The sequence below is a fragment of the Stenotrophomonas geniculata ATCC 19374 = JCM 13324 genome (assembly GCF_001431625.1).
Lineage (GTDB): Bacteria > Pseudomonadota > Gammaproteobacteria > Xanthomonadales > Xanthomonadaceae > Stenotrophomonas > Stenotrophomonas geniculata.
Window position 1 is genome coordinate 18995 of sequence record NZ_LLXT01000088.1, and the last position, 23332, is coordinate 42326.

20 protein-coding genes are annotated in these 23332 nt (G+C 65.8%); 11 read left to right on the forward strand and 9 right to left on the reverse strand.

Going from position 1 to position 23332, the window contains the following annotated elements; genetic code table 11:
* Nucleotides 1-2: 2 nt before the first annotated feature.
* From ARC63_RS06960 to ARC63_RS06975, 4 genes are all read left to right on the forward strand, one after another.
* The gene (locus tag ARC63_RS06960) at nt 3-1031 is read left to right on the forward strand and encodes an SIS domain-containing protein (RefSeq protein WP_019338836.1); all 1029 of its coding nucleotides are present in this window, start codon (nt 3-5) and stop codon (nt 1029-1031) included.
* Nucleotides 1031-2179, forward strand: a complete 1149-nt coding sequence (gene nagA, locus ARC63_RS06965) for an N-acetylglucosamine-6-phosphate deacetylase (RefSeq protein WP_057502883.1) — start codon at nt 1031-1033, stop codon at nt 2177-2179. The genes ARC63_RS06960 and nagA overlap by 1 nt, the downstream gene beginning before the upstream one ends.
* A complete protein-coding gene (locus ARC63_RS06970; RefSeq protein WP_057502884.1) occupies nt 2179-3246 on the forward strand; it encodes an acyltransferase family protein in 1068 nt (355 codons plus the stop codon). The genes nagA and ARC63_RS06970 overlap by 1 nt, the downstream gene beginning before the upstream one ends.
* Nucleotides 3247-3522: 276 nt before the next feature.
* On the forward strand, nt 3523-6549 hold the full coding sequence (locus tag ARC63_RS06975) for an autotransporter family protein (protein WP_057502885.1): 3027 nt from the start codon (nt 3523-3525) through the stop codon (nt 6547-6549).
* A 92-nt stretch (nt 6550-6641) separates the two neighbouring features.
* Here the strand turns inward: ARC63_RS06975 and ARC63_RS06980 are convergent, their stop codons facing one another.
* On the reverse strand, nt 6642-6980 hold the full coding sequence (locus ARC63_RS06980; RefSeq protein ID WP_057502886.1) for a hypothetical protein: 339 nt from the start codon (nt 6978-6980) through the stop codon (nt 6642-6644).
* Between the two features lie 54 nt (nt 6981-7034).
* Nucleotides 7035-7481 carry a hypothetical protein gene (locus ARC63_RS06985; RefSeq protein WP_057502887.1) on the reverse strand — a complete coding sequence of 149 codons (447 nt, stop codon included), beginning with the start codon at nt 7479-7481 and terminating at the stop codon, nt 7035-7037.
* 374 nt (nt 7482-7855) lie between these two features.
* Between ARC63_RS06985 and ARC63_RS06990 the strand changes: the two genes are divergently transcribed.
* From ARC63_RS06990 to ARC63_RS07005, 4 genes are read left to right on the forward strand one after another with little or no spacing between them, the layout of a single operon-like run.
* Nucleotides 7856-8890 (forward strand): S41 family peptidase, encoded by a 1035-nt coding sequence (locus ARC63_RS06990; protein ID WP_057502888.1) that lies wholly within the window; start codon nt 7856-7858, stop codon nt 8888-8890.
* A 49-nt stretch (nt 8891-8939) separates the two neighbouring features.
* A complete protein-coding gene (locus tag ARC63_RS06995) occupies nt 8940-9983 on the forward strand; it encodes a S41 family peptidase (RefSeq protein ID WP_064968327.1) in 1044 nt (347 codons plus the stop codon).
* 3 nt (nt 9984-9986) lie between these two features.
* Complete coding sequence (locus ARC63_RS07000) at nt 9987-10322, forward strand: hypothetical protein (protein WP_057502890.1); 336 nt, start codon at nt 9987-9989, stop codon at nt 10320-10322.
* A 49-nt stretch (nt 10323-10371) separates the two neighbouring features.
* Nucleotides 10372-10806: an SseB family protein gene (locus ARC63_RS07005; RefSeq protein WP_049429399.1), complete on the forward strand. Its 435-nt coding sequence runs from the start codon at nt 10372-10374 to the stop codon at nt 10804-10806.
* Between the two features lie 342 nt (nt 10807-11148).
* On the opposite strand, the gene ARC63_RS07010 is transcribed toward ARC63_RS07005, so the two are convergent.
* From ARC63_RS07010 to ARC63_RS07020, 3 genes are all read right to left on the reverse strand, one after another.
* A complete protein-coding gene (locus ARC63_RS07010; RefSeq protein WP_043401688.1) occupies nt 11149-12369 on the reverse strand; it encodes a multifunctional CCA addition/repair protein in 1221 nt (406 codons plus the stop codon).
* Nucleotides 12370-12424: 55 nt separating this feature from the next.
* Complete coding sequence (locus ARC63_RS07015; protein ID WP_231298600.1) at nt 12425-12652, reverse strand: hypothetical protein; 228 nt, start codon at nt 12650-12652, stop codon at nt 12425-12427.
* Nucleotides 12653-12729: 77 nt separating this feature from the next.
* Nucleotides 12730-14715, reverse strand: coding sequence for a transglycosylase SLT domain-containing protein (locus tag ARC63_RS07020; RefSeq protein ID WP_057502892.1), 1986 nt, complete (start codon nt 14713-14715; stop codon nt 12730-12732).
* Nucleotides 14716-14866: 151 nt separating this feature from the next.
* Between ARC63_RS07020 and ARC63_RS07025 the strand changes: the two genes are divergently transcribed.
* Complete coding sequence (locus ARC63_RS07025; protein ID WP_019338425.1) at nt 14867-15274, forward strand: ExbD/TolR family protein; 408 nt, start codon at nt 14867-14869, stop codon at nt 15272-15274.
* A gap of 55 nt (nt 15275-15329) precedes the next feature.
* On the opposite strand, the gene ARC63_RS23155 is transcribed toward ARC63_RS07025, so the two are convergent.
* Nucleotides 15330-16061 (reverse strand): hypothetical protein, encoded by a 732-nt coding sequence (locus ARC63_RS23155; protein WP_139042393.1) that lies wholly within the window; start codon nt 16059-16061, stop codon nt 15330-15332.
* Between the two features lie 422 nt (nt 16062-16483).
* Here ARC63_RS23155 and ARC63_RS23160 point away from each other — a divergent pair, with 422 nt between their 5' ends.
* Nucleotides 16484-16729, forward strand: a complete 246-nt coding sequence (locus ARC63_RS23160) for a hypothetical protein (protein WP_139042394.1) — start codon at nt 16484-16486, stop codon at nt 16727-16729.
* Between the two features lie 117 nt (nt 16730-16846).
* Nucleotides 16847-19708, forward strand: a complete 2862-nt coding sequence (locus ARC63_RS07030; RefSeq protein WP_010480916.1) for a TonB-dependent receptor — start codon at nt 16847-16849, stop codon at nt 19706-19708.
* A 132-nt stretch (nt 19709-19840) separates the two neighbouring features.
* Here the strand turns inward: ARC63_RS07030 and fhuE are convergent, their stop codons facing one another.
* The 3 genes from fhuE to ARC63_RS07045 form a co-directional block, all read right to left on the reverse strand.
* Entirely contained in the window at nt 19841-21979 is a 2139-nt protein-coding gene (gene fhuE, locus ARC63_RS07035) for a ferric-rhodotorulic acid/ferric-coprogen receptor FhuE (RefSeq protein WP_057502893.1), read from the reverse strand.
* Between the two features lie 172 nt (nt 21980-22151).
* A complete protein-coding gene (locus ARC63_RS07040; protein ID WP_049409098.1) occupies nt 22152-22703 on the reverse strand; it encodes a M23 family metallopeptidase in 552 nt (183 codons plus the stop codon).
* A gap of 77 nt (nt 22704-22780) precedes the next feature.
* Nucleotides 22781-23263, reverse strand: a complete 483-nt coding sequence (locus tag ARC63_RS07045; RefSeq protein WP_057502894.1) for an Lrp/AsnC family transcriptional regulator — start codon at nt 23261-23263, stop codon at nt 22781-22783.
* Nucleotides 23264-23332: the final 69 nt, after the last annotated feature.

Genomic DNA, 23332 nt, shown 5'->3' on the forward strand with positions numbered 1-23332 from the left:
CCATGTCGCTGTCAGACCCCACGTCCACCCTGATGTTCGCCGAGGCCGCTGAAGCGGCTGACGTGGTTGCCCGCCAGTTCTCGCGCAACCACGCCACCCTGGAATCCCTGGCCGCCAGCCTGCGTGCTGCGCCGCCCCCGTTCGTGGTCACCTGCGCACGCGGCAGTTCCGATCATGCCGCCACCTATGGCAAGTACCTGCTGGAAACCCAGCTGGGCCTGGTGGTCGCATCGGCCTCTCCGTCGGTGGGGTCGGTCTATGCCGCACCCCTCCAGCTGCGCGGCGCACTGTTCATCGTCATCTCGCAGTCGGGCAAGAGCCCGGACCTGCTGCGCAACGCCGAGGCCGCCAAGGCCGCCGGTGCGCGCGTGATCGCGCTGGTCAACGTCGAGGATTCGCCGCTGGCGCTGCTGGCCGATACGGTCATTCCGCTGCATGCCGGTGCCGAAAAGAGCGTGGCGGCGACCAAGAGCTACCTGGCGTCGCTGGCCGCACTGCTGCAGCTGGCTGCGTACTGGAAGCAGGACAGCAGTCTTCGCGCCGCACTGGACCTGCTGCCGGACGCGATGCGCGAGGCCTGGCAGTGCGACTGGAGTGCGGTGACCGAAGGCCTGGTCGAGGCGACCAACCTGTTCGTGCTCGGCCGTGGCCTGGGCCTGGGCGCGGCCCAGGAGGCTGCACTGAAGTTCAAGGAAACCTGCAGCCTGCATGCCGAAGCCTACAGCTCGGCTGAAGTGAAGCATGGCCCGATGGCGCTGGTTGACCGTGGTTTCCCGGTGCTGGCCTTTGCCCAACCCGACGAGACCGGCGCCGGTACCCGTGCTGTCGTCGAAGAATTCACCGCGCGCGGTGCACAGGTGTGGATGGCCGGTGCCGGTGGCAACCTGCCGGTGGCGGCCGCACCGCATCCGCTGTGTGCCCCGCTGCTGACCGTGCAGAGCTTCTATCGCGCGATCAACGCGCTGGCGCTGCGCCGTGGTTTCAACCCGGATCTGCCGCCGCATCTGAACAAGGTTACGGAGACGGTGTGATGGCCACGGTCCTGCGCAACGCCCGCATCCTGGCAGGCGAGGAGTTCCGCGACGATCTGGCGGTGGTGATCGAGGACGGTCGCATCAGCGCGCTGCTGCCTGACGCTGCACCGCAGCTGGGCCAGGCGGCCGAGCAGATCGATCTGGACGGCGGCTGGCTGCTGCCCGGCTTCATCGATGTGCAGGTCAATGGCGGCGGCGGCGCGCTGTTCAACAACACGCCCGATGTCGCCTCGCTGCGCACCATCGCGCGTGCGCACCGGCGCTTCGGCACCACCGCGATGCTGCCGACGCTGATCAGCGACGATGTGGACGTGATGCGCGAAGCAATCGCTGCGATGCGCGAAGCAATCGCTCAGGGCGTGCCCGGCGTGATCGGCATCCACCTGGAAGGCCCGTACATCGCGCCGGCGCGCAAGGGCACCCACGATGCCAGCAAGTTCCGTGTGCCGGACGAAGAAGAAATCGCGCTGGCCGCCTCGCTGGACAACGGCGTGACCCTGCTGACACTGGCACCGGAACGCGTGCCGCTGGAGACCATCCGTGCGCTGGTCGAACGTGGCGTGATCGTTGCTGCTGGCCACACTGCTGGCACGTACGAAGAGATTCGTGCCGGACTGGATGCTGGGGTGCGTGGCTTCACCCATCTGTACAACGCGATGTCGCCGCTGCAGGGCCGTGAGCCCGGTGCGGTGGGCGCTGCGCTGGAAGACCGCGACAGCTGGATCGGCATCATTGTCGATGGCGTGCATGTGCATCCGGCCAGCCTGCGCGTGGCGCTGGCGGCCAAGCCGCGCCGCCGCCTGCTGCTGGTGACCGATGCGATGCCGCCGGTTGGCGCCGACGATCCCAGTTACGTGCTGTATGGCGAAACCATCACCGCCCTCGACGGCGTGGTGCGCAATGCCGCCGGTTCGCTGGCCGGCTCGGCGCTGGACATGGCCACCGCCGTGCGCAACACCGTGCAGCTGCTCGGCCAGCCGTTGGCCGAAGCCGCGCGCATGGCCTCGACTTATCCGGCACAGTTCCTCAACGTCGACGACCGCCTGGGGCACATCGCCGAGGGCTACCAGGCCGACCTGGTGCTGCTGGATGATGCCCTGCAGGTGCGTGGCACCTGGATTGCCGGACAGTACGAGGCCGCCTGATGAACGCGACGCCGCCACGCCGGCTGGGCTCGATCGACGCCCTGCGTGGCATCACCGTGGCGGCGATGCTGCTGGTCAACAACCCGGGCGACTGGAGTGCGGTGTTCGCACCGCTGCGCCATTCGGAATGGCATGGCTGCACGCCCACCGATCTGGTGTTCCCGTTCTTCCTGTTCCTGGTGGGCGTGTCGATGGCGTTCAGCGTAGCGCCGCGCGCGCTGGACGTGTCGGCACGACCTGCACTGGCGCGCGGCGTGCTGGAGCGCGCGCTGCGCATCCTGCTGGCAGGTGCGCTGCTGCACCTGCTGATCTGGTGGGCGTTGGATACCCATCACTTCCGCATCTGGGGCGTGCTGCAACGCATCGCGGTGTGTGCGGCGTTGGTGGGCGTGCTGGCGGTCTACGCGCGGCCGCGCGTGCAGGTGGGCGCTCTGGTCGCGCTGCTGGTGGGGTACACCGTGTTGCTGCTGGGCATCGGTGACCTGGCGCCATGGACCAACCCGGCCAGCCGCCTGGATACCGCGTTGTTCGCGCCGTGGATCTATCAATGGCACGCCGATGCCGGGCTGGGCCATGACCCGGAAGGATTGCTGAGCACGCTGGGCGCGCTGGCCAGTACCGTGCTCGGGCTGTTGGCCGGAGGCCTGCTGCGCAGCGGACGTGCCGCGGCGCTGGCCGGGCTGGGTGTGGCGACTGCGGTATTGGGCCTGCTGCTGGCGGTAGTGCTGCCGTTGAACAAACAGCTGTGGACGCCCAGCTACGTGCTGTGGACCGGTGGCCTGGCGGCGCTGGCGCTGTGGCTGGGCCACCTGTTGATCGACCAGAAGGGCTGGCCGGCGCTGGGCCGGCGCTTCGGCGTCAATGCGATCACGGCGTATCTGGGCGCATCGGTGATGTCGGTGGTGCTGATGGCTACCGGGGTTTGGGGGTGGGTCTGGCAGCAGCTGGCCACCGCAATGCCGCAGGCGCTGGAGCTGGCATCCATGCTGCAGGCGCTGGTGTTTGTCGCGCTGTGGTGGGGCGTGGCATGGTGGCTGGACCGGCGGAAGATCTATCTGAAGATCTGACCTTTCCCTGGAGGGCACCTCATCCACGCATGGCGTGGATCTACCAGGTGGGGCAGTAGATCCACGCCATGGGTGGATGCTCTCAGCGTGGCCTGTGACCGCCGCAAAGATGAACGATTTCAGCCACGTAGAGGTGGGGTGATGCCCGATCAAGTTCGCAACTGAACTGTGATGGCCGTCACGCAATTTCACCTATCGAAACCGTTCACCACACGGCAGACTGCCTGCGCAGTACCGCATATCCGCAGTTCCTGATCCCTTGTCCAGGAGTGCTGTATGTCCCGTGCCGTTCCGCGCGCTTTCCGTCCGCGCCGCCTCACCGTTTCCGTGCTGCAGGCCCTGGCTGTCCCGTCCGTCATGCTGCTGAGTGCCAGCGTCGCCTGGGCCGGCTGTAACAGCGCCGCCCCCGTCGCCGGCCAGACGGTCACCTGCGATGCCAATGCGCCGAACCCGCAGACTGTTCCCATCACGGCCAATGGCGCGGCCGGCATCACCATCAATATCGCCAACACGGCACAACTGCAGCAGAGCGGTGGCAGCAGCGCGATTTCGCTTGTTGGTGCCGGTGGGCACCTGTTGTCCAACCTGGGCACGATCAGTTCGGTGGGCGGTGTGGCGGTCCAGCTCGGTGGCGGCAGCCGTGTCGAAAATGCGGGCAGCATCAGCACCGGCAACAACACCGCCCTGCAGTTCGTCGGTGCGGGCGACAGCGTGCTGGTCAACCGCGGAACGATCAGCGGCCGCACGGGTGTGCAGTTCGGTGCGGGCAACGACCGCCTGGAGATGCAGGCAGGTAGCATCTCCGGTGGCGTCCAGCAGGGCGATGGCAATGATGTGCTGCTGTTGAGCGATGGCACGATCGACAGCGTCGACCAGGGCAGTGGCGATGACCAGATGACCGTCACCGGCGGCACCGTCACCGGCCTGGTAGCGCAGGGCAGTGGCCGCGATGATTTCGTCATGAGTGGCGGCACGGTCGGCGCGCTGCAGCAGGGCGACAACATCGATACCTTCCGCATGAGCGGTGGCCGCATCATCGGCGCGTTCGAGGATGGCGACCAGGCCTGGATGACCGGTGGCCGCATCGGCCGCGTCAACATGAAGCTGGACAAGAACCTGTGGGACCAGTCCGGCGGCACCGTGGATGGCAATGTGGTGACCGGTTTCGACACCGATACCATCATCATCTCGGGTACCGCCTACATCGGCGGCAACATCAGCGTCAGCGGCGGCAACGACAGCGTGACCATCACCGACGGCACCGTGCGCGGGCAGGTACTGCTCAGTACCGGCAATGACACCTTCAACTGGAATGGCGGTGGCATCGTCTACGGCGCGATCGACATGGGCCCGGACAACGACGTGGCCAACCTCAGCAACCTCAACCAGGGCAACCTCGGTGCGGTGCCGCTGTTCGACGGTGGCGGTGGCATCGACCAGCTCAACCTGAGCAACGTCAAGACCACGGGCGTGGGCCGCTTCCAGAACTGGGAGGCGATCAGCCTGGCCAACAGCACCGAGCTGAGCTTCGATGGCGATCTGGTGCTGGGCGACAGCGGTAGCGGCACCGGCACGCTTACGGTGGATGACACCAGTACCGTCTACGCGGGCAGTGGGGGGCATGCCATCCGCCCATTCAACAGTGGTGCACTGGTGGAGATGGTCAATGCCGGGCGCATCGACCTGACAGGTACCGGCGCTGGCGACGTGTTCACCGTGCGTGGCAACTACCGCGGAGACGGTGGTGGCCTGTACCTGCGTACCGTGCTGGGCGCGGACAACTCCACCAGCGACCGTCTGGTGATCGACGGCGGTACTGCCACCGGGACCACCGGCATCGGCGTGCTCAATGCCGGCGGCAGCGGCGCCGCCACGCTGGCCGATGGCATCCTGGTGGTGCAGGCCTTGAATGGCGGCCGCACCGCGCCGGGTGCGTTTTCGCTGTTCGCACCGGTTGCGGCCGGTGCCTACGAGTACTACCTGTTCAAGGGCGGTGTCAGTGCCGGTACCGCCGAGAACTGGTACCTGCGTTCGACGCTGGTGACCGGGCCGACGCCAGCACCCAACGGTGGCGGCAGCGCGACACCGCCACCGCTGACGCCTCCAGTGGCCCCACCGCCGCCGATCACCCCGGCACCGCCGCCGCCGCCCGAAGGCGCCACCGATCCGGACCTGACCACAGGCGAGACCGCGCCGCCACCACCGCCACCGGAACCCGCGCCGGTGGCGCCACCCAGCGATCCGGCCGTGCCGGACGTGCCAGTGGCCGGCGGTGCGCTGCCCGGAACCGGTGCGCCGCCGACGCCGGGTGCACGCCCCGCCGAGGGCGCAGTGGTGCCGCTGTACCGCGTGGAGGCTGCCACCTATGCCGTGGTGCCGCCGCTCCTGCGCGAGACCTCGCTGGCCAGCCTCGGCACCTTCCACGAGCGGCAGGGCGAGCAGCGCCTGCTGTACAACCAGGGCGCATTCCGCACCGCCTGGGGCCGCTTGGTGGGACAGAGCAGCGAGATCCACTGGAAGGGCGATGCGCAGCCCGGCTTCGATGGCGATGTGATGGGCCTGCAGGCCGGTCTCGACGTGTGGGCCACTGCCTCCGACAACCATCGCAACCAGATCGGCGTGTTCGTCGGCCGCACCCGCGCGCAGGGCAAGACCACCGGCCTGGCATTGGGCTGGGAGAACGTGCAGGTGGGCCAGAACCGCCTGGACGACAAGCACGTGGGCTTGTACTGGACCTTCACCGACAGCAGCGGTGGCTACATCGACGCCGTGGCGATGCAGAGCCGTTACGACGGCCGCGTGCGTTCTTCGCGCGGGCTTGGCTTCGGCTTGAGCGGTGATGGCACCAGCGTGTCTGTGGAGGCCGGCAAGCCGCTGCTGCGGTTTGGGCAGTCCGCATGGTGGCTGGAACCGCAGCTACAGGTGATCTGGCAACGCACGTCGCTGGACGACCGCCGCGATGAGGTGTCGAGCGTGCGTTTCGACAACGACAACGCCTGGACCGGCCGCATCGGCCTGCGCCTGGCCGGCGATTACCAGCTGGCCGACAACGGCTGGCAGCCGTATTTCAAGCTCAATTACTGGCATGGCCGCTCCGGTGAAGACCGCATCCGCTTCGACGACGACGTGATCGTCAATTCGCAGCGCTCGCGCGCGCTGGAGGCCGGTGTCGGCGTGGTAGGGCGCTTCAATCGCACCATCAGCGCGTACGCCGTGGCCGACTACACGCGCGAGCTGGGCGGTGACCGCAACGAGAAGCGCCGCATCATCGAAGGCAACATCGGCCTGCGCGCGGACTGGTAGCGCGCGGTACGGATGTCATGACTCGTTCTGGTGGGTGTCGACCTTGGTCGACACGTCCTGAAATGTCGTTCGCTTTGGGCGATCGGGAATTGCTATGAATTGATGAATCCGTAGATGAGATTACCTTTCTCGAAATGGACATGAAGAACGGCTTCGCTGGGCTCGCCGTCCTCGAGGAGATAGCACTCAACTGCACTGTCACCATCTCCACGGTCATATGTGGTCATCAACGGTATCAAGTCGTCTGCTGCGTCGTGCGCAGGTGGAGGGATGGAAATGGCGGCACCTTCTAGGAAGTAAACCGGCAGAAGTTCGTAGATTTCCAGAATCATGACTGAGGTCAGGCCAAAGTCTTCCTGCAGTGTGGTGCTATCCCGATCTGATATCGCCTGCACGAATCTCCGAAGTAATTCATATCTCTTGTCGTCCATGGCTTGATCTGATGGCTTTCTCATGGGTCGATTTCTCCAGCAGGATTGCAACATCTAGCAGCATTCGTTGGCTCGTATCGGCAGCAGCTCGGGCGCGACCAACGCCCCGGCATGATCGGCCAACACCACCACTGCATGCAGCAGGCCTTCCTCCATCTGCGGCGGACACTGTGCCGCCGCGTCCTCCATCTCGCGCGCCGATTGTGCGGCCAGCAACACACCGCCGCAGGCGGACAATGCGGCAAGACAGCGCGTCGCCTCGGCCAGTTCCCGACCGCGCGCCTCGCTGAGTTGCCGCTCGCGCCACGCCTGGCCGTCGGCTCCGTGGCTGTGAGCGACGCCGTGCAACCGCGCGAAGAATGCGGAGGGCGGCGCCTGTTCGTGGACTTCGGTGAGCGCATCCTCCAACGCTTCGGCTGCGGTGTTGGACAGCTGCAGGCCGGGCAGTGCAGCGCCGAGCAGCGCCTGCAGGCGTGGATAGGCGGGGTAGGGCGTGTTCATGGCGGCAACCTCACGAGGCAAGGCCACCTGCGAAGCGCAAGGTGGCGGGCGGTGCGGGTTGGCGTGCCGGTCAAAATCAAAGCGAAAAAAGCCGACGGATCACGAGGATCCCCACGCACCGCCCGCCATGGGCAAGCCGGTGCATTGTCGCGATTGCCGTTGATGCGGCAAATCGATCGCTTCGATATTTGATTCAGGACGCCAATCCCGGCCAGCGCAAAGTACGTTGGCGCAGCCACCTTCGCGCTTTCACTCGAGCAACGACATGAGCAAAGTTGTAAATCATGCCCCGCATGGGGAGTGCCAAAGCCGACACACAACGGCGGCGGCAAGCGCGTATGCTGCGGTACCTGCTCACGACGAAGGAACGTCGAATGTCTATTGATCTCCGCGTGATGGCCACTGCACTCGGCGCCCTGTTCTGCACCACCGCACAGGCCGTGGCACCAGACGCCATCGACCTGCCGACAGCACAGGCACAGGCCCAGTTGCTGGACATGCTGGAGAAGGAATCGCTGTACCGCGACCGCGTGGACTGGCGGGCCATCCGCACGCGCCTGAAGGCGGCGCAGAACGACCCGGCTGAGGCCCGCGCGGTGCTCCGGCAGGCCATCGGCCGCAGTTCCGGCGGGCACGGGGCTTGGATCAGCGCAAAGCAGCTGCAGGCGAAGGCAGAACGCCTGGCGCGCGCCAATGGCACAGCGACAGTGGCCCAGAAAGAAACGACGGCCCCGGCCGAAGCACTGGACCCGCGCATCGGCCGGGTGGAGATCGAGGGCTACAGTGTCATGCAGGGCCTCACGGCGCACCAGCAGATGAAGGAGCGTGCCAAGCGCTGGCAGGCGATCATCGATGACCAGGACAACGGCAGCCGCTGCGGCTGGATTGTCGATCTGCGCGGCAACACCGGTGGCAACATGTGGCCGATGCTGCTGGGCGTGGCCCCGCTGTTGCGCGTCACGCCCAGCGCCGACGAGAACGTGGGTTCCTTCGCTGCCGCAGAGGGTCCGTCGCTCTGGCAGCTGACCTCGTCCAGTGTGCGTCTTGGCGATCGCGTGCGGATCGATCTTGGTGGGCCCGGCTATCTGCTCAAACATCCGGGCGCGCCCGTCGCCGTGCTGGCCGGGCCGCGCACTGCCAGCTCCGGAGAGGCCACTGTACTTTCCTTCCGCGGTCGGCCGCAGACGCGCAGTTTCGGCCAGCCCACCTCGGGGCTGTCCACCGCCAACGTGATGCGGCCGCTGGCTGATGGCAGCGCGCTGCTGCTGACCACCAGCGTGATGCGGGACCGCACCGGCCGCGGCGACGGGCTGAAGATATCGCCCGACCAGCGAACGGACGGCGATGCAGCCACCCTTGCTGCCGCACAGGCATGGCTGCTGGCCCAGCCGGCGTGCGCTGGGCACTGATGCCGTTCGCCGCTATGCTGCGGCGCTGGACACTGACAAGGATGCGTCAATGAACTCTCGACTTCCCGCACGCGCGATCCTGGGCGCAGCATTGCTGCTGGCCTTTGGCGGCCCGGCATTGGCAGCACCCGCTGCGGCCGTGGAACTGCCATCTGCCGAAGCACTTGAACAGATGCTGCATCTGCTGGAGACCCAATCGCTGTACCGCGATCGCGTCGATTGGAGTGATGCCCGCGCGCGGCTGGCCGCCGCAGGCGATGATCGTGCAGAGCAGCGCCGCGTGCTGGATGAGGCGGCCGCGCGTAGCAGTGGTGAGCATGGCCGATGGATATCGCCCAGCCAGCAGCGCGATCGCTCCGGTCGCGCCCAGCGTGTGAATGCTGGGCAGGGCGCTGCGTTGGCAGAATCCCCGAAGGTCGATGCCCGCATTGGCGTGCTGAAGGTCGGCCCCTTCGTGGAGGATCTGCAGCGCAGTGAACAGGAACGCTATGAGGCGCGCAAGGCCTACGCGCTGGCCCTGCAGCAACGCGTCGTAGACCTGGATGACGGCACGCGCTGTGCCTGGGTGGTCGACGTGAGCAGTAATGGCGGCGGCAACATGTGGCCGATGCTGCTTGGGCTCTTGCCCTTGCTGCACGGCACGCCGGATCCACAGGGGGCGCTGATCGGCGCCTTCCGCAGTGCCGATGGTCTGCAGTGGTGGCGGCAAGGAGAAGGAGAGGTCAGGCAGGACGGCACGCAGGGGCTGCGCTCACGACAGGCCGCCTATCACTTGCGTGCGGGTAGCGCACCGGTCGCGGTGCTGATGGGTGCGCGCACCGCGAGTTCGGGTGAAGCCGTCGCGTTGGCATTCCGCGGGCAGGCGGGCAGCCGCAGTTTCGGCCAACCCAGCGCAGGTTTCTCAACTGGCAATCGGCCCGTCAAGCTGGTGGACGGCACCACCCTGCTGTTGACCCACAACGTGATGGCCGACCGCAACGGGCAGGGCGACGGTACCAGGTTGCAGCCGGACGAGGCCGCCGCCAGCGGACCGGCCACCCTTGCCGCCGCCCAAGCCTGGCTGCTGGCCCAACCCGCCTGCCAGGGCAGCTGACCCATGCTGCTGATCGGCCAGCAGGAACGGGTGCTGATCGTCGGCCCGACCGAAGCCCATCACTGCCTGCGCTGCCAGACGGAAACCGAGTTCGCACCGCAGTTGCGTTACAAAATGGCGCGTATCGACCTGCTGTTCGGGTTCACCTACCACCGCCGTTATGAGCTGGCCTGCACCCGGTGCGGGCACGGCTGGGTGCTGGACACCGACACCATGGACCAGCAGCTGGGTGGGGTGCCGATCCCGTGGCGGCACCGCTTCGGCCTGCCACTGATGCTGGTGGTGGTGGCCGGTCTGGCGGCGTTGGGCTGGCTGTGGCGGCACGGATTCCTCGGTTGAGGACCGGGCCTGTTAAAGTCTGCCCTGCAATCACGTACCGGAACCGACCATGGACCACGACACCCCGTTCGACCCCCTCAACGACCTCGAGGTGCGCCTGTTGCAGGCACAGGACGGCACGCTGACTGCGTCGCAGTTCCTCGACGGCCTGCTGACCTCGACGGCGTTCGTGCTGCTGGACAAGGCCATTGGCGAAGATGGCGCCTGGGACGAGAGCATCTCGCCGCTGGTGCTGACCAGCGAAAGCGGCGAACCGATGTTCGCGGTGTTCACTGCGCCCGAGCGCGCCGGCCTGTGGCACGAGCAGCTGCCGCAGTTTGCGCATGCCATGCCGATCGCGGTGCACGCGCTGCTGGCCGGTATCGGCGACGGCGTCGGCCTGGTGCTGAACCCGGGCCTGGACGTGGGCATGGAGATGATTCCCGATGCGGTGGCGCAGCTGAAGCAGCGGGCTGCGGCGATCACCCGTGGGATGGCGCACTGATCCCGCGAGTGTCTGGTTGCCGGCCAGCGGCCGGCACTACCCGTAGTGCCGGACGGCGGCGATGGCTTGCAAGTGCGTCCTGTTCAATGGAGAGGAGCATCGTGGGCAGGCGTTCTAACCGATCGCTGTGGGTCTATGAGGTCGGCCTTGTTGCGGGTTTGGCACTGGTAGCTGCGTTCATCACCCGGTTCAATCCGGTGGAGACACTCCGGCTGGGTGGATGGCTGTTCCTCTTGATGCAACCCATCTTGTTGGGTGCTCATGCTGTCGACCACTTCTCGCGTAAGCGTCGTCGATAGACGGGCGATCGGTGCCGGCCAGCAGCCGGCATCACCAGGTGCTTCAGCGGGCGGCGGCGATGGCTTTCACCCGAGCCTTGGCCAGCGCTTCGCCGATGGCCGGCCCCTTCAGGTGTGTCGTATCCAGATCCCGTGCCTGCACTGACAGCGCCGCCTGGTGCAGGCGCTTGAGTGTTTCGCCCTGCGGGTAGTCGGCGTCCTCGAAGCCGAGCCGGCCGCGCTTGTCGGCCTCGCAGCACAGTGCGATGCGGGCCACGCGCTCCGGCCGACGCAACGCATCACAGCGGCCCAGTAGTTCCAGCACGGTGGCATCGCGCAGTTCGTCGATGCGGTGCACGTTCAAGTGCTCGCGGCACACCGCTTCGGCCAGCTGCTGGTGTTCGGTGGGAATCTTCAACCGCGCACACAGTGCCTTCAACGGCTTGATGCCGCGCTGCTCGTGCATGATGTGGCGCGGCCATTCCTCCGGCGGGGTCAGGCCCTTGCCGAGATCGTGGGTGAGGGCAGCGAAGCCGACCAGGTCATCGCCGGGGGCGAGCTTCGCGGCCATGTCGCTGACCATTTCCTGGTGGATGCCGGTGTCGACTTCCGGGTGGAATTCAGCACGCTGCGGTACGCCGTACAGTGCTTCCAGTTCGGGCAGGATCGGGCCCAGTGCCTGCGCATCGTGCAGCGTGCGCAGGAAGGCGGAGGGCCGTTCACTGACCAGCGCCTTGCGCAGTTCCTGCCAGACGCGTTCCGGCACCAGCGCGTCCAGTTCACCGCTGGCGGCGACCTCGCGCATCAGTGCCATGGTCTCTTCGGCGACGCTGAAGCCCAGTGGTGCAAAACGGGCCATGAAGCGCGCCGCGCGCAGCACGCGCAGCGGATCCTCGACGAAGGCCGGCCCGACATGGCGCAGCACGCGCTGTTCCAGGTCGCGGACACCGCCATAGGGATCGACCAGCGTGCCGGTGTCTTCGTCGCAGGCAATCGCATTGATGGTGAAGTCGCGGCGCTGCAGGTCTTCTTCCAGCGTCACCGCCGGATCGGCATCGACCACGAAGCCGCGATAGCCGCGGCCGGATTTGCGCTCGGTGCGCGCCAGCGCGTATTCCTCACCGGTCTTCGGATGCAGGAACACCGGGAAATCGCGGCCGACTGCGGTGTAGCCCTGCGCTTCCATCTGCGCAGGCGTGGCGCCGACCACCACCCAGTCGCGGTCGCCGGCAGAGCGCTGCAGCAGGCGGTCGCGCACGGCGCCGCCGACAAGATAGATCTTCATGGGGGGATGATCGCATGGCCGGCGCAGATGTTCCGGCACGACCGATGCTGAGGCCTCACGGCAGGCCGCGCCACTCCGGCACGAACAGGCCGGCCAGGAACCATAGGCTGTAGACGATCCACAGGCAGAGGACGTACAGCTTGATCTGGGCTTCGTCCCACAGGCTGCCCCAGCTGTCGACGAAGGCCAGCGACTTCCAGTCTTCCATCCAGGCCGCGCCACTCCAGCGCAGTACCCAGGTGGCGAACAGGCTCCAGGCGGCGAATATCCCGATCCAGGCCAACAGGCTCCTTGCGTTCCCCTCCCCGGGAAATGGCTACCAGGTCGTGCCAGCCAGAAGCCGGCACGACCGCAGTGCGATCAATCGCCGCCCTGGTCGGCGTTGGCCGCGCAGCTGAAGCTCTTGCGCTTGTCCACCAGACGGCCCATCAGGCGGTCGCTCAGCGGCAGCGCATCACCATTGAGGCGCCAGTCATAGATCACGCTGAAGGCCAGCACGCGGGCCACGTACTCGCGGGTTTCCTTGTAGCTGATGGTCTCGATCCACAGGTCCGGATCAAAGCCCGGGCGCTGGCCCTGCCATCGTGCGGTCGGGGTCGGGCCGGCGTTGTAGGCGGCGATGGTCACGTACGGCAGGCCGTCGTACTTGTTCATCAGCTGGCGCAGGTAGGCGGTGCCGATGGCAATGTTGGTGTCCGGGTCGTACAGGCTGTCGGCGCCGCCGTAGCCGGTCAGGCCGATCGACTTGGCCACACCGGCACCGGTGGCCGGCAGCACCTGCATCAGGCCCATGGCGTTGGCAGGCGAGCGCGCACGCGGAGTGAAGGTGCTTTCGGCTCGGATCTCCGCAGCCACCCAGGCCGGGTCGATGGCATTGCGTGCCGACTCGCGGCGGATGGTGGCGTCGTGGTGCAGCGGGAAACGCAGGTCGTACAGGCGCTGTTCCTGCGGCTGCTTGCCGAGCGCGAACACGGCGCGGTCGAACCAGCCGTTGTCCTGCGCCACGCGTACCGCCAGGCGGCGCTGGGTGTCATCGAAGCGCGACAGCGCGCTGTTCCATTCGGCCACGGCCCAGCCGGCACGGTCGATCTGGTACAGCGCCATCGCGCGCTGGATGGCCGGATCGCGCGCGACTACTGCCTGTGCCTGCGCGCTGTCATTCGGCTTCCACGGGCACAGCGTGTAGCCCTGCTGCAGCTTGTCGGCGGCCAGGAAACCGTGGAAGGTCGGTGCGCGTGCGGCCTCGCGGAACAACGGCTGCGCCTGCTGGGCCTGGCCGGTCTTCTCCAGCATGCGGCCTTCGAAGTAGCGCCAGCGCGGGTCGCTGCGCTGCTTGCTGGCCATCTTGCGGATCGCTGTCAGTGCCGCTGGCCAATCGCCGCGCGACATCGCTTCGCGCACGCGCCATTCGTGCAGGCGTTCGTCATAGGCCGATTCGGGTACCGCATTGAGGCGGCGCGCCGAATCCGGAAGATAGGACGCCACTGTCCACAATGCGATCTGGTACAGCACCTGGCCCTGCTGCTCGGCACTCAGGCCCAGCGCCTGGGCATACTGCGGCAGCTGCTGTTCGGTGGCGGCCGGGTCGGCCTTGGCCAGCTTGGCCAGGCCATCGGTGGCGATGCGTCGGCTGCGTTCGTTGCGCGGCCAGTTCAACGCGCTGGCATTGGGCTTGTCGACAAAGGCAGCGTAATTGTTCGCCAGCGCCAGGTCGGTGGCAGGCAGGCCACGTGCGGCGCTGCGCATCACGGCCGGCTGCTGGGCGTCGGCGGCGGCATCGATACGTTCCCAGCGCAGGGCGTCGCTCAGGCCACCCTGCGCCTGCAGCACGGCGAAAACGGCATCACAGCCGTCCGGCAGCGACTTGCCGTTCTTGCGCCACAGGTCCTGCGCCTCGCTGATCCACTGCGGATCGACCTTGCCCGTCACCTGGCGCGCGGTCAGCTGCGCACAGCGCAGGCCGGCGTTGTCGGTGGGCACCCAGTTGGCGAGCAGGGTGGGCCAGTCCTGGCGGCGTGCGACCGAGGGCAGCCACACGCTGCGGAACGTGTTGGCCACGGCCTGGCCGTCATAGCGCTTGAGGAAGGCCTGTGCCTGCGCGGTATCGACGGTGTCGATGTTGCGGCGCAGGTTGGCGTACTCCAGCCATCCGTAAGCCGGATGGCGGCTGAGTGCAGCGGCCTGGCCGGGATCGAACTGGCCGCGTTCGGCGGCAGCGATCGCAGCCTTCAGCTGCGCGTTCTGGGCGTCGAGGGACTGGGCGTTGGCGCAGCCGATCAGCAGCGTGGTGGCCAAGGGCAGCAGGGACAGGGCAGTTGAAGTGCGTCGGGTCATGGCGACCAGCATAGCGGGCGATGGCTGAATTCAGTTTCGCATTGCGTGCACGCCGAGCGTCGGCAACGACAGCTGAATGACCCCGCGCAGGCCACTGCCGCAGCGGATGGGAGGCGTCGTAACGTCGGCCTTGGGCGAACGGCCCGGCTGCAGGGAGCGGCACATGGCGTTCAGTAGCGCAGGAAGAAGCGGCCCGCTGGCGGACATCAATGTCACGCCACTGGTGGATGTGATGCTGGTGCTGTTGATCATCTTCATCGTGACCGCGCCGATCGTGGCCCGGCCGATTGCCGTGCAATTGCCGCAGGCCACCGATCGGGTGGTCGACCGTCCCGAACCGCCACCGCCGATCGAGCTGCGCCTGGACGCTGCCAACCAGCTCAGCTGGAATGGCCAGCCGATGGCGATCGGCGAACTGCAGGCGCGCCTGCAGGCACAGGCGGGCGAACATGCCGGCAACCTGCCGGAGCTGCGCATCGCCACCGATCCGGCGGCCGAGTACGAAGGCATGGCGCGGATATTGGCTGCGGCCGAAGCCACTGGCATGGAGCGCATTGCTTTCGTGCGATAGCGTATCTAAACCGCCGCTCATGGGGAGATTGCGACATGAGCGGCGGATGAGGGTGTCAGTATTGCTGGCAGTAGACTGTGCGACCATCCCAACTGCACGAGATGCGGCTGCTGCTTCCGCGCTGGACGGGGACTCCATACATCTGTGCGGATCTGACCCAGTTGTCCAGGTCGCCATGCTGGCCGAAATAGTATTGTCCGGCGTACGAAGGGGCGGAGATCGGGTCGGCGATGGATTCGTCAGGAACCTTGTTGCCTGTGCTGTCGCGACTTTCGCCCTTCTGATACTTCGCTTCGGCAACGTTGTCCGGTGTTACTCGATAAAGCGTCTTCGATCCGTCACGCCATGTGATCATTATTGTTATGGATCCGCCACCTTTGAGGCCTGCCCAGTTCAGGGCCGCTTGTTGAATCGAGAGCGCAATACTGTTCCAGGTTGGGCTTCCCGTATTGGCTCCTGCCAGTTCTGTGGCTAGATACTGGCCAAGTCGGGTTCGCAGTGTGGCTGAGGCGACGATGTCAAAGGTATTGGAGGACTTGTAAGACTCGGGGAACCTCACTCCATTGGAGTTTCCGGGGTTGTCTGGATGCAGCACGACCACTGATCCGCCTCCTGCCATCGCGTGGGCCCCTTCAGGTGGCCCTCGAAAGGCTGACGTCGCATCCAGAATCCGTAGGAAGGCCATTTGAATCTGTGCGGGAACCGGTGTCGAAAGTGCGCGCCACTTTCTGATCTCGCGATCATATTCAACTTCGAAGGCGCTCAGTCGGGCTTTTTCGAAGTCCATTACAACCGCCAACCCGGAGCCTGACATCAGGGCTGCATCTTTGGGAGAGGCACAGTTGTTGCATTCAATCAGGCCCCCGCTCTCGATTCGCTTGTAGGGAACAGAAGCAATGCCGTGACAACCGCGACATGGATCATGACGGTGATTGTTTTCACAATTGAGCCTCATGAGAATGACTGGGGCTCTCAGTCTCACCTTGGTTGGCCCCGGAAATTCGTTTGACGGGCAGTTTTCAAACTATTCCTAAGTGTTGTCTGAATTTGCTTCGTAGATTCAAGCTAGTCGATGCATGTGGCTCTGTCATCGAGATGGCAGCAGCCAAAAGAGCAGCCATTGAGTGCCTCAGGTTCGCACGGTGATCCCGGCGATCTGCAGTCCGTCATTGCAAGGGCTCCTGCCTATGGATTACTCGCCATCTTGGTATGAGTTCCAGCTCAAATGCGATCTGTTCGACGCCGTCAACCGACGGCAACGGCGATGATCATGCTGCCGATGGCACCGGCGCATTGTCGTTGGACGGATCGGCAAGAGCACTTGCCCAATTGCGGGAAAGCCGGGAAGCCGCTGTCGCAGCCAGCATCAAGGCTGCCTGCGGTGAACAGTATCGTCCGGTCATAACCTGCAGCTATCTGACGCAATCGGCCTGCAATTACGTCAATTCCGCGTGAAAGAGTGTCGATCATCACGCCGCGATTTTTACCACTTGTTTACAAAGGAGACGGCGCCGCCATGCAGGGAGGGAGTGCGGCGGCCCATGTCCCGACATTCCTTTGGAGAGAGAGCGAATGAATCACCTGCACCACCGCCCTTTGGCGGTTGCCGTCGCGCTGTGCGTGATGACCCTGGCACCGTTGGGTGCCGCTGCACAATCCACCACCAACCTGGATGCGGTGGAAGTCACCGGTACCCGCATCAAGCGCGCTGAGGTGGAGGGCCAGGTGCCGATCCAGACGCTGACGCGCGGCGATATCGAACGCACCGGCCTGACCTCGATCGGCGAAGTGCTGCAGCAGCTCACCGGTTCCGGTTCGGCGCTCAACGCCAAGTTCAACTCGTCCGGCAACTTCGGCTTCCCGCCCGATGGCAGTGGTGTAGGTGCCGGTTCGGCGCAGGTGGACCTGCGCCACCTGGGCGCCAAGCGCGTGCTGGTGCTGGTCGACGGCATCCGCTGGGTCAATGAGTCATCCGCATCCGGCGTCGGCTCGGCCACCGATCTCAATACCATTCCGCTGGCCATCGTCGAGCGCATCGAAGTGCTGGAAGATGGCGCGTCGTCGCTGTACGGTTCCGACGCCATTGCCGGCGTGGTCAACATCATCACCCGCCGTGACTTCGATGGCGGCCAGGTGACCCTGAACTATGGCGAGTACAGCAAGGGCGATGGCACGCAGAAGGGCGTGGACCTGGCCTGGGGCAAGAGCGGCGACCGCTTCAGCCTGTTCCTGGGCGCCAGCTGGACCAAGCAGGATCCGGTGTTTGCCAAGGACCGCGAGCAGTCGCGCTTCCCGATTCCCGGCACCGGGCTGGCGTTCGGCAGCGGTGGCATTCCGCAGGGTCGTTTCATGTTCACCGACCCGAACACCGGCGCGGTGCAGAACATCGTGCCCAATACCGGCGTGAGCAACCCGCGCTACGACGGCAGCGCCGGCTGCGCGCGCACCGATGACTATCACTGCTTCACCAGCGCCGACCGGTTCAATTTCGCCGAGTACAACATGGTGCTGACGCCCTCGGAGCGCAAGGGCCTGTTCGGTCAGTTCCGCTTCGACATCACCGACAACGTGCAGTGGTACGTCAAGGCACTGGGCAACCGTCGTGAGTCGACCAACCAGGCCGGCCCGGAGCCGCTGTTCTTCGGCCCCGATGGCGCCACCGGCAATCCGCTGGCCGACAACATCACCGTGTCCGCGCTCAATCCGTACAACCCGTTCGGCTTCGACCTGGTCTCGGGTGACAACCTGAGCCTGATCGGCCGCCGCCCGGTGGAAGGCGGCGCGCGCGTGTTCAAGCAGGAAGTGGACACCACGTATTTCGCCACCGGCTTCGTCGGCAACTTCCAGGCGGCTGACCGCAGCTGGTACTGGGACGTCAACGGCATGTACAGCAAGAACAAGGCCGAACAGACCAACTACGGCAGCTACAACATCTACAACGTCAACATGGCGCTGGGCGATCCGTCGGTCTGTGCGGCGACGCCGGGCTGCGTGCCGCTGAACATTTTCGGCGGTGTCGGTTCGATCACCCCGGACATGCTGAAGTGGATCCAGCCGGTGGTGCGTGACCGCAGCCAGAACGAACTGAGCCTGTTCACCGCCAACCTGTCCAGCGACCTGTTCACGCTGCCGGCCGGCCCGGTGTCGTTCGCTACCGGCTTCGAGTATCGCAAGTACGAGGGTTCATACCAGCCCGATCCGCTGACGGTGGCCGGCCACTACAACGGCGTGCCGTCGCAGCCGACCTCGGGCTCCTATGACGTCAACGAGGCGTATCTGGAGTTGAGCGTGCCGATCTTCGCCGATTCGACCTTCGGCAAGAAGCTGGACCTGAGCCTGGCCGGGCGCTACTCGGACTACTCCACCTTCGGTGGTGAATTCACGCCCAAGTACGGCCTGCGCTGGCAGGTGACCGATGACTTCGTGCTGCGCACGACCTATGCCGAAGGCTTCCGTGCACCATCGATCGGTGAGCTGTACGGCTCGGCCGCGCGTGCCGACCTGCAGCTGTTCGATCCGTGCTCGGTGGGCCTGGGCGGTACGCCGCCGCGTGGCAGCGCGGCCAACTGTGCTGCGCTGGGCGTACCGGCCGGGTTCCAGCAGGCCAACTCGCAGATCTCGGTGACCACTGGCGGCAACCGCGAGCTGGATCCGGAACGCTCGCGCAGCTTCAGCGCAGGCTTCGTGTGGAGCCCATGGTTTGGCAGCAACAGTTCGTGGTCGGAGCGCTTCGATGTGGAAGTGACCTTCTACCGCCATGCCATCGACGGCGCGATCCAGGCAATCAACGCGCAGACCCAGCTGGACCTGTGCGTGGACACGCTGGACCCGATCTACTGCAACGGCATCACCCGTGCCAGCACCGGCGCGGTCAGCAGCTTCAACAACCGCCTGACCAATCTGGGTTCGATCAAGACCGATGGCTGGGATGTGGATCTGTTCTGGACGTTGCCGCAGAGCTCGATCGGTCAGTTCAAGCTGGGCTGGAAGAACACCTTCGTGGGTCGCTACGAAGCCACCGGTGCGGCGGGCCAGAAGCAGCCGCAGAAGCCGGGCGTGGAAGTGGCCGACAGCTCGATTCCGGAATGGACCAGCAATGCCAGCATCGGCTGGACGCTGGATCGCTGGAGCGCCAACTGGACCGTGCGTCATATCTCCGAACTGACCGAAAACTGCGGTGACGCTTCCGTGTTTCCGGTCTGCAGCAACCAGGCTGCGGGCACCAATACGCTGTCGGCCACCACCTTCCATGACATGCAGGTGGGCTACAAGATCGACTGGATGAAGGGGCTGCAGCTGACGGCCGGCCTGAACAACGTGTTCGACAAGGATCCGCCGATCTGCCTGTCGTGCTCGTTGAACGGTTACGATGCTTCGACCTATGACATCCCGCGTGGCCGCTACTGGTACCTGCGCGCGGACCTGCGCTTCTGATGTAACGGTGGCAGTGCCGGTCAGTTCCGGCGCTGCCTTGCTGGTGTAGAGCCGAGCCCACGCTCGGCTCAGAGAATCAGCCGAGCGTGGGCTCGGCTCTACAGGTGCGGGGCGATCGTGCCCCGCGCCTGATCAGAACGCCCAGGTGAACGTCAGCGAGCCATTCCGGCCATCGCCGTACGCACCGTAGCCGGTGATCTGCGAGTAGTACTTCTTGTCCAGCAGGTTGTTGAGGTTGGCCTGCACGCTGAACTCCGGCGAGATGCGGTAGCGCACGAAGGCACTGACCAGCGCATACCCTTCCTGTTCGAAGCGGCCCACCACCGGTGCGGCGTAGTAGATGCGGTTCTGCCAGTTGGCACCGCCGCCGACGGTCAATTCCTGCAGCGATTGCGGGGTGTAGCTGGTGAACAGCTTCAGCGCGGTCTGCGGCAGGTTGGTGTTGATGTCGGCACCGTTGATGTCCTTGGCCACGTAGCGCGAAGCACCGAAGGTCGCATTCCAGCCCGGGGCCAGTTCGCCGTTCACTTCGAACTCGAAGCCACGGCTCACGGTGCCGCGCGCAGCGATCGAGGCGAACTCGCCCGGGCGGCCGATGATCGGTTCGCTGGTGACCTGGGCGACGTTGTCCTGCTCGATGCGGAACACCGCCAACGAGGCGTTCAGACGGTTGTCGAACCAGGCGCCCTTGACGCCCACCTCGTAGCTCTTGCCGTCTACCGGATCGAGATAACGGTCGTTGCGGTCGCGCGCGGTCTGCGGCTGGAAGATCTCGGTGTAGCTGGCGTACGCGGAGTAGGTGTCGTTGATGTCATACACCAGGCCGGCGTACGGGGTGGTCACCTTGTGCTCGCGGTCGTCGTTCTCGCCTTCGCTCTTCCATTGGGTGTAGCGCGCACCGAGGATCAGCTTCAGCGGATCAGCCAGCGACAGGCGCGCGGCGGCATAGCCGGCCTTCTGGGTGATGGCGCCCTGGCTGGCCAGCGCCAGCGGGTTCCAGTTCGGCTGGGCGATGTTGCCGGTCCAGTCGAGATAGGAGCTGAAGGGATTCCAGCCGGTGCCGGGACCGCCCATCTGGAAGTCACCGTAGTTGGCGAATTCGCGCTTGTTGTAGCTCAGGCCGGCCATGAACTGGTGTTCGCGGCCCAACAGCTGGAACGGACCGTCGATGTAGCCATCAATGCCGTCGACCTTGCGCTCGGTGTTGTAGAAGCCGGCCATCGGCGTGATGCCGGCGCCCGTAGTCTTGTTGAATGCGGTATAGGCCGGATAGAACAGCTTGTCGTCGGCCTTGGTGCGGTCGTGGGTGGCGCCGATCCTGAACTTCCAGCCATTGCTGAAGGCGTGCTGCAGGGTGGCGAACGCACGCTTGCTGGTGGTATCCCAGTAGGTCCAGTCCGGCGACGGATTGAACGAGGTCGGATAGTTCGTCGGGCTGCCATCGGCGTACCACATCGGGAAGCCGCCCCAGGTCGCGCCATTGGCGCGCTTCTGCTGGTAGTCGTAGCCCACGCTCAGCTGCGTGTCCGGAGTCAGGTCGGCGTCGATGACGGCGTAGCCCAGCGTCTTGCGCTGGTTGTAGCGGTCCATCTGGCCGTCGGTGTCCAGGTAGCTGCCGATTACGCGGCCGCGCACCGTGCCACTGGCGTTGAGCGCGCTGCCCACGTCCACGGTGGTGCGGGTGCGGCCCCAGCTGCCGACGTTCACCGAGACGCTGCCGGTCAGTTCGGCGCTGTCGGCATGCTTGCGGATCAGGTTCACCGACGCCGACGGATTGCCGGCGCCGCTGAGCAGGCCGGTGGCACCGCGCACCACTTCCACGCGGTCATACAGCGCCAGGTCCAGGCCGGAATCGCCGTAGCTCCAGTTCTGCACCATCTGCGTCGGCAGGCCATCGAACTGGTAGGCATCGATGTAGAAGCCGCGCGCATAGAACTCGGTGCGCTCGCTGTCGGACTGGGTGCTGGTGACGCCGGTGGTGTTGGCCAGTACGTCGATGATGTCGTCCAGCTTCTGATCTTCGATGCGCTGGTGGCTGATGATGCTGACCGACTGCGGGATCTCGCGCGGCGCCAGGTCGAAGCGGGTACCGGCCGAGGTGCGGCGCACCGAGTAGCCTTCGGCGCGTTCGCCCTTGACGACGACCTTGTCCAGCGTGGTCGGGTCGGCGGCGGTGTCGGCGAAGGCGGCCGGGGCCACGGCGCAGAGAACGGCAAACACGGCAACGGACAGCCGCTGCGGCGGCGGGGTACGGAAGGCGGAACGGTTCATGGGGGGCCTGGGCGAGCACGCGCGATCGGCCGGCATCCAGGAGGCGAGGCGCTACGGGTAGGGAGAGGACGGGCAGGCCGTCCTGGCACCACCGGAAACGAAATAAATGGTAATACGAATTATTCCTATTTACAAATCATGAACAGATCGATGCGCGGGTGCGCAATGGCGGTCAGCGCAGCAGTGGCAGCGGGTCGCGGGCGCCGTCGGCGCCGTAGATGCCCCAGTGCAGATGCGGCGGCGTGCCCTTGGCGTTGCCGCTGTCGCCCACATGGCCGAGCAGGTCGCCGGGCTGGACCACCTGGCCTCGCGCCAGGCCATCGGCCCAGCTTTCCAGGTGCGCGTAGTAGTAGCGCTCGCGTCCGGGCCCGATCACCCACACCTGGCGCCCGCCGAGCCCACGTTCGCTGACATCCGCGATGACACCGGCCGTGGCGCTGCGCACTGGCGTACCACGGCTGGCGAAGATGTCGATGCCGGCGTGCGAGCGGTCACGGCCTCGCGGCGCACCGAAGGTATCGGCAATCTGGCGTGGCCGCACGCCGTCCACTGGCACCGGCAGTTGCGTGGCCGGCGGCATCCGCGCGAGTGTCCACAGCATCTTCGGTGCGGCGGCCCAGGGACTGTTCCACAACGCCATCATCGCAACGACGGCAATGGCCAGCCACAGGCCGCGCAGCAACCAGCGGCGCAGGCGGTGGGCGTGGGAGGGCGATGTGCTCATGGTTTCGGAGTGTAGAGTCGAGCCATGCTCGAATGCTGCAGTTTTGCGGTCAAAAGGCAGTCGAGCATGGCTCGACGCTACAGGACCGGCAGCAGCGGAACCTCGAAACTCCGCTTCAGCGTGCCCAGTGCTACCGAGGTGCGGAAGCGCTCGATGTTGTCATCGCCACCGAACAGGCGCTCGGTGATCGCTTCGTACTCCTCCATCGACGCCGCCGAAAGCAGCAGCAGGAAATCGCCATCGCCGGTGATCGAGTAGCACTGCTGCACGGCGGGGTCCTCCTGCACGCGGCGCTTGAACGGCGCCACGCGTTCGCGCTGCTCGCTGACCACGCGCACCTCGACGATGATGGTCAGCGGTCGCCCGACCTTGGCTGCGGCGACCACCGCCACGTTGGCGGCGATCACGCCACTGTCCTGCAGGCGCTTGATGCGGCGTTGCACGGCCGGGGTGGACAGGTGCACGGCCTCGGCGATTTCGCGCTGCGGCAGGGTGTTATTCCGCTGCAGGAGGTCGAGGATGGCGCGGTCGAAGCTGTCGAGCACGGGGGCGGTGGCCATGGCGAGCAGAAGTTGCACGAACAGGCTGTCAATTGAGCCAAGTGCTCGGCGCCGGCGCAATAGACTTTG